Here is a 6,204-nt window from a genome sequence, read left to right as displayed (position 1 = left end):
TTCCATGCCGGTTTTCTCCGTTGATCTTGAAAAGAAAGGATTTCCGGATGAAGCCCACCGTTTTTTAAAAGTGATTGAAGAATGTGATGTGATCATCTGTTCACTGGCGGAGCACAACAGATCATACAGTGCGGCTTTTAAGAATATTTTTGACTGGGCTTCGCGGATCAATGTAAAAGTATTTCAGAACAAACCCATGCTTCTGATGAGTACTTCTCCCGGAGGTTATGGCGGTGGAAATGTGATGAATACTGCCAAAACATTTTTCCCTCAATTCGGAGCCGAAATCAAAGACACGTTCTCACTTCCTAAATTTTATGAGAATTTTGACCTGGAAAGCGGTGGCATTAATCCTGATATGCTTCAGGAACTCAAAAATAAGATCGAAAATTTTAAAAACGAAATAAAAAACTAATGAATAAGGGAAGACTGGAAGCTTTCAGTGATGGAGTTCTGGCGATTATCATTACGATTATGGTCCTTGAACTTAAAGTTCCGGAAGGAAACAGCTGGGCCAGTCTGAAACCTATGCTTCCGCGATTTCTTGCTTATATTTTCAGTTTCATCTATGTAGGAATCTACTGGAACAATCATCATCATATGTTCCAGGCAGTAAAAAAAGTGAACGGAAATATACTTTGGGCGAATCTGCATCTATTATTCTGGCTTTCATTGATGCCTATCGCTACGGAATGGATCGGGACGACCAATTTTGCTGAAAATCCGGTGGCCACCTACGGAATCGGATTAATCATGTGTGCAATTGCCTATACGATTCTTGAAAATGCGATCATTAAAGGAGAAGGAGAGAATTCCAAACTTAAAGAAGCCATTGAATCCAGATTCAAGGAATATATTTCTATTGTACTTTATGTTTTAGGAATTGTTACCTCATTTTTCTATCCTTATATTGCTGTAGCATTTTATTATATTGTTGCTCTTATCTGGCTGATCCCGGACCGGAGAATCGAAAAATCATTAAAAGAAAATTGATATGGAAACACATACATACCCCAACGGTGATATTACCGTTATCTGGCAACCAAAGAAGTGTATTCACTCAGCAGTCTGCGTAAAAATGCTTCCCAAAGTATATAATCCCAAAGAGAGACCCTGGATAAAAGCGGAAAACGCAACGGCTGAGGAGCTCAAAAACCAAATAGACCAATGTCCTTCCGGGGCATTAAGTTATCAATTCAATACAGAAAAATAATGGGGGTAACCGTAAAAGCAAGTTTAGGAAAAACAAAATATTATACTGAAGTAATTGCAGGGGAAAATCAGCTGATCACCGATGAGCCTGTAGATAAAGGCGGACAAAACAAGGGTTTTAATCCGTTTGAAATTTTAGCCACTTCATTAGCAAGCTGTACTGCTGCTACCTTGAGAATGTATATCGACAGAAAGGAATGGGACGTGGAAAAGATCAACGTAGAAGTAGACCTGGAAAATTTTCCGATCACCAAATTAGCTGTTTTTAAAAGAGACATCAGCTTTGAAGGTACGAATCTGGATGCAGAGCAGCTGAAAAGGCTTCACACGATTGCAGATGCCTGTCCTGTTCATAAAATGTTGACCAACGAAATAGAAATACTAACCAAATTTTCATAATATGACAGAAGTAAAACAAAACAACGGCGAAAAACACGGAAGTTTTGAAGCTTTCATAGACGGGAACCATGCAGGGTTAATGACTTATACCTGGGCAGGAGAAGAAAGATTTATTATAGACCACACCGAAGTGGAAGAAGCGTATAACGGGAAAGGCGTAGGTAAGGAAATGGTTTTGGCAGCCGTTGACTTTGCCAGAAAAGAAGGCAAGAAAATCATCGCGCTCTGCCCCTTTGCAAAAGCTACTTTCCAAAAAAATAAGGATCTGCAGGATGTATTGGTTTAACAAATAGAAACATTCAATACATAAAACCTTTCAGTATATATTTCTGAAAGGGTTTTTCTTTTTTATCCGAAGAGAAAAAAACTATATTTGTAAAATTTTAATTGAAAAAAATATGTCTCCAATTATATTATTGTCTATCATTATCGTGTATTTTGCGCTCCTTCTATGGGTAGCTTACAAAACCGGAAAAGGAAGTGATAATGAGAGTTTCTTTATCGGAAACCGTAAGAGTAATTGGATGCTTGTTGCCTTCGGAATGATCGGGACCTCGCTTTCGGGAGTTACCTTTGTAAGTGTTCCGGGAGCAGTAGGAAAAGATAATTTCGCCTATTTGCAGATCACATTGGGTTACCTTATAGGATATATTGTGATTGCCTATGTCTTACTTCCTTTATACTACCGTTTGAAACTGACTTCCATTTATGGGTACCTTCAACAGAGGATGGGACAGCTTTCCTATAAATCCGGAGCATGGATCTTCATCGTTTCGAGATTGGTGGGAGCTACAGCGAGATTGTATCTGGTTGTTAATATTCTTCAGGTTTCTATATTGGATAGTTTAGGAGTTCCCTTTATTGTTACTACGCTGGTTATTCTTTTAATGATCATTCTTTACACGTATGAAGGAGGGGTAAAAACCATTGTCTGGACAGATACATTACAAACTTCCTGTATGCTTTTGGGATTGATTATCTGTACCTTTTACATGCTGAATCATTTGGATCTAAATGTGGGACAAAGTTTAACTGCCATGCATGAAAAAGGTTACACCAAAATTTTTGAAACAGATTTCAATTCGCCGGGATTCTTTATTAAACAGATTCTTGCCGGTGCGTTTATCACCATTACCATGACCGGAATTGACCAGGAAATGATGCAGAAAAGCCTTTCTGTAACCAGATTGAAAGATTCCCAGAAGAATATGGTAACGCTTGGCTTTATTTTATTAGGAGTGATTTCACTATTTCTTTATATGGGAGGTCTTCTCTATCTTTTCGGGGAAAGCGAAGGAGCACAGCTTACAGAAATCATGAAAGACGGGGTCGCCAAAAAAGAATTTTTACTGAACGGAAAAGATATTTTCGGGGACAAGATTTTCCCGGAAGTCGCTTTGAATCATATGCCCGGCTTTATTTCAATTATTTTCATCATCGCATTAATTTCGGCCTTATTCCCTAGTGCAGATGGTGCCATGACCGCTCTTACCTCTTCTTTATGTATTGATATCTTCGGAATGAAGGAAAGAAAAGACTGGGATGACGGAAAGAAGGAGAAATTCAGAAAAACGGTTCACCTGCTTGTTGCGCTTTCGTTCCTGATTATGGTGGTTATTTTTAAAGTAATCAATGATAATTCCATGATCGGATTGATCCTGAAATTGGCAGGCTTTACATACGGACCGCTTTTAGGGCTTTTCGCCTTCGGAATTTTCACTAAATATAAAGTAAAAGATAAGCTAGTTCCTTACATTTGTATCGCAGCACCGGTAATTTCTTACTTTATTGATAAATACCAGGGTAATATCTTCGGAGACTTTAAAATCGGGTTGGAATTACTGATCATCAACGGATTATTGACATTTATCGGATTATTGCTGATCAGAAAAAAATAAACATCAAAACAACACTTAACAATTAAATATGACAATCATGAAAAAAATTATTCAGCTTTTAGTATGTGTATTTGCATTCAGCTTTATGGCAGCTCAGGAAAACTTTGAGGTTTCCACTTTAAGAATCGGCCCTTTCAAAATGTTCATGGATAAAACCGAGGCAGAAAAACTTTCAGGAACAAAACTCAAATTATCCGACGGAGAGTCTAAAAACACCGTGAAATATAACGGAGAACTAATCCAGATCGATCTTTATGAAGCCTATGTCAGTGAAGCAAAACCGAATGTCGCAAGTATAATGGGTTTAACTACTACCAGCAAAAAATTCAAAACCAAAAGTGGAATCGGAATAGGAAATACAAAAGATGATCTCATCAATGCTTACAGAAACCATCCCAGCTTTACCGTGCACCCGGCATGGGACGAAAAGGGAGAAAAACGTCTTAAGGACACAGGATATTTTACGTTGGAAGATCTTGATGCAGGAACACAGCTTTCTTTTAAATTTATTAATAATATCATTACGGAAATTTCAGTATACATGAACGAAGGCTGTTAAAAAAAATCAATTCTTTAAATAATTCAAAATCCGGGTTTTCCACTCGGATTTTACATTTCCGTAAGCCATTAAAAAGTTGTAAATTCGCGTGCAAATAAATCAGATATAATGAGTAAAAGTATCGAAGAGTTAAAAGCTCTTACTACGCAAATCAGAAGAGACATTTTAAGAATGGTTCATGCTGTTAATTCAGGGCATCCAGGCGGAAGTTTAGGTTGTACGGAATATTTCACGGCACTTTACGGAAAGGTAATGAACTATCATCTTCCTTTCACTATGGAAGGCAAAAATGAAGATCATTTTTATCTTTCCAACGGCCATATTTCGCCGGTGTACTACTCTACTTTGGCAAGATTCAATTTCTTCCCGGTAGATGAATTGAGAACTTTCAGAAAATTAGATTCAAGATTACAGGGCCACCCTACCACTCATGAAGGTTTACCTGGTATCCGTATTGCTTCAGGATCACTTGGACAGGGATTATCGGTAGCTCTGGGTGCTGCATTAGGTAAAAAATTAGACGGAGACAACTCTCTTGTATATTCCTTACATGGAGACGGTGAGCTTCAGGAAGGTCAGATCTGGGAAGCGTTGATGTTTGCAGCTGCGAAAAAAGTGGATAATATTATTTCTACTATCGATTATAACGGGCGCCAGATCGATGGTGATACAGATGATGTATTAAGTCTGGGAAATCTTCATGCTAAGCTTGAAGCCTTCGGATGGATAGTTTTAGAAGAGAAGAACGGTAACGATCTTGAAGCCGTTATTGCCATTCTTGAAAAAGCAAAAACAGAAACCGGAAAAGAAAAGCCTGTAGCAATTATCCTTCATACGGAAATGGGTTACGGTGTAGATTATATGATGGGAACTCACGCCTGGCACGGAAAAGCTCCTAATGATGAGCAACTGGATACTGCTTTCAAACAATTATATTTAGAAGCGCCTTCAGATTACTAATATCTTTTACCCATCACATTTATTAAAGTTGACCATGAAAAAACTCATCTTAATCTGCCTTATTACAAGCTTCGTTCTCGGGATGGCACAGGAGAAAAAAATATCTTTTGCAAAAGAGCTGAACTATCAGTTTGTAGGAGAAAACACCTCTAAACCTGTCTTGAAAATGTATGCAAGTAATACCAATGAATTCCTTACAAAACTGAATTACGGGGAAATGCTTATGTATTATTATACCGATACATTAGGAACCAGCATGGTTGCCATGGATATGAACAACCGGCTCAACGGCTCTGTAAACTCCTGGTTGTATGGAATGGGCAGTTATTATGATAGTGCGGAGGGTGAAAAGGATGCCATTACACTGGAAACCCAGAAACTGAATACCAAAGAAACTATTTTAGGAATTCCCTGTTCTCATTTTTTGCTGAACCTAAAAGACGGTGAAAGAAAAGATGAGAAATTGAAAATTTGTATTGATAATCAATCTCCGTTAAATAACTTTTCTGTTTTAAACGGAATTCTCAACCAGTACACAAGGAAATCTAAATTCAAAGGTTCTGGACTGAACGGAATAATTTTAAAAGCAGGCCCTGAAAAGGAGTATGATAAAGAACATATTGTTCTGACTTCTATGAAAGATACAAAGGATTTCGTTTATTTCGATCATAAAAAAGCAATGACGGACAAACAAAGAAAAATGGATTCCCTCATGCTTGTTTATAAAAAAATGGATGAAGAATATGCGGTAGCGGACTCCGCAGCGATTGTTGTAGATTCTGCAGTGGCGGCTGTAATGGATGACGCATATATGGAAATTTCTATTCCTGATTATATTTCCGAATACAAAAAAGCCCAGGATGAAGACGGAAGTCTTGCCATCACAAATCTTGCTAGTGAAAACCTTTGGAAAGGATTGCCTAAACATTGCAAAAACTTTGAAAAAGACCTACCGGAATTCAAGAATAAAGACCTGAAAAAGCATTTGAGAAATTACGTAGGACAAATGTGTGATATGTATCTTACCCAAGCCAGAAGTCATAGTGTAGGCATTAAAATCACACTGGACGAAATAAGAAGGGAAGTCTTATACCTCAACGAAGTTCATGATCAACTTGATGAATCTGATCAAAAGAAATTAAAAAATTATTTAAAAAATCTCGATTAAAAAAATAA

The 6,204-nt window shown here is 37.6% G+C and carries 9 protein-coding genes; all 9 read left to right on the top strand.

Going from position 1 to position 6,204, the window contains the following annotated elements:
- Positions 1–415: NADPH-dependent FMN reductase (locus ACGHIN_RS12365; RefSeq protein WP_390453913.1), on the top strand; the 415-nt coding region annotated here is incomplete at its 5' end.
- Positions 415–993 carry a TMEM175 family protein gene (locus ACGHIN_RS12360; protein ID WP_390453911.1) on the top strand — a complete coding sequence of 193 codons (579 nt, stop codon included), beginning with the start codon at positions 415–417 and terminating at the stop codon, positions 991–993. The genes ACGHIN_RS12365 and ACGHIN_RS12360, both read left to right, overlap by 1 nt.
- A 1-nt stretch (position 994) precedes the next feature.
- A complete protein-coding gene (locus ACGHIN_RS12355) occupies positions 995–1,213 on the top strand; it encodes a (4Fe-4S)-binding protein (protein ID WP_390453909.1) in 219 nt (72 codons plus the stop codon).
- The gene (locus tag ACGHIN_RS12350) at positions 1,213–1,611 is read left to right on the top strand and encodes an OsmC family protein (RefSeq protein ID WP_390453907.1); all 399 of its coding nucleotides are present in this window, start codon (positions 1,213–1,215) and stop codon (positions 1,609–1,611) included. Before ACGHIN_RS12355 ends, ACGHIN_RS12350 begins: the two co-directional genes overlap by 1 nt.
- 1 nt (position 1,612) lies before the next feature.
- Positions 1,613–1,897: a GNAT family N-acetyltransferase gene (locus ACGHIN_RS12345; RefSeq protein WP_390453905.1), complete on the top strand. Its 285-nt coding sequence runs from the start codon at positions 1,613–1,615 to the stop codon at positions 1,895–1,897.
- A gap of 112 nt (positions 1,898–2,009) precedes the next feature.
- On the top strand, positions 2,010–3,509 hold the full coding sequence (locus ACGHIN_RS12340) for a sodium:solute symporter (protein WP_390453903.1): 1,500 nt from the start codon (positions 2,010–2,012) through the stop codon (positions 3,507–3,509).
- A 37-nt stretch (positions 3,510–3,546) separates the two neighbouring features.
- Complete coding sequence (locus ACGHIN_RS12335; RefSeq protein ID WP_390453901.1) at positions 3,547–4,068, top strand: hypothetical protein; 522 nt, start codon at positions 3,547–3,549, stop codon at positions 4,066–4,068.
- Between the two features lie 105 nt (positions 4,069–4,173).
- On the top strand, positions 4,174–5,028 hold the full coding sequence (locus ACGHIN_RS12330) for a transketolase (protein WP_390453915.1): 855 nt from the start codon (positions 4,174–4,176) through the stop codon (positions 5,026–5,028).
- Between the two features lie 34 nt (positions 5,029–5,062).
- Positions 5,063–6,196, top strand: coding sequence for a hypothetical protein (locus ACGHIN_RS12325; RefSeq protein WP_390453899.1), 1,134 nt, complete (start codon positions 5,063–5,065; stop codon positions 6,194–6,196).
- Positions 6,197–6,204: the final 8 nt, after the last annotated feature.

It is taken from the genome of Chryseobacterium barbadense, assembly GCF_042849955.1.
GTDB lineage: Bacteria > Bacteroidota > Bacteroidia > Flavobacteriales > Weeksellaceae > Chryseobacterium.
Note: the sequence above shows the minus strand (reverse complement) of the source record. Positions and strands in the feature narration are given on the sequence as shown.